We start from the raw sequence: 261 nt of genomic DNA, 5'->3' as shown, positions 1-261 counted from the left end.
CCCGCCGATACCAAGCAGGAATACTTCAAGGCCAACGAGGATGACATCGAGGTCAACACCGTCTCGCCGACGGGCTACCCGATGCGCATGCTCAAGAGCTCGCCCGCGATCGGCTCGGGCATCCGCCCCGGCTGCGAATCCTATGGCTACCTGCTCGACGGCAAGGGTAATTGCGCCTACATCACCGCCTACAACCGCGAGATCGCGCTGCACCCGGACGGCAAGAACATCTCGGTGATGGACAAGACCTGCCTGTGCACC

General features: G+C 62.5%; 1 pseudogene. It reads left to right on the top strand.

Going from position 1 to position 261, the window contains the following annotated elements:
* Positions 1–261 (top strand): annotated as a pseudogene (locus tag ACMUOY_RS11420) (nitronate monooxygenase); the annotation flags it as partial.

This window comes from Candidatus Skiveiella danica, assembly GCF_022705245.1.
Taxonomy (GTDB): Bacteria; Pseudomonadota; Gammaproteobacteria; order Burkholderiales; family Burkholderiaceae_C; genus Skiveiella; species Skiveiella danica.
The sequence above is the reverse complement of the archived record's forward strand: the minus strand, read 5'-3'. Positions and strand labels throughout refer to the sequence as shown.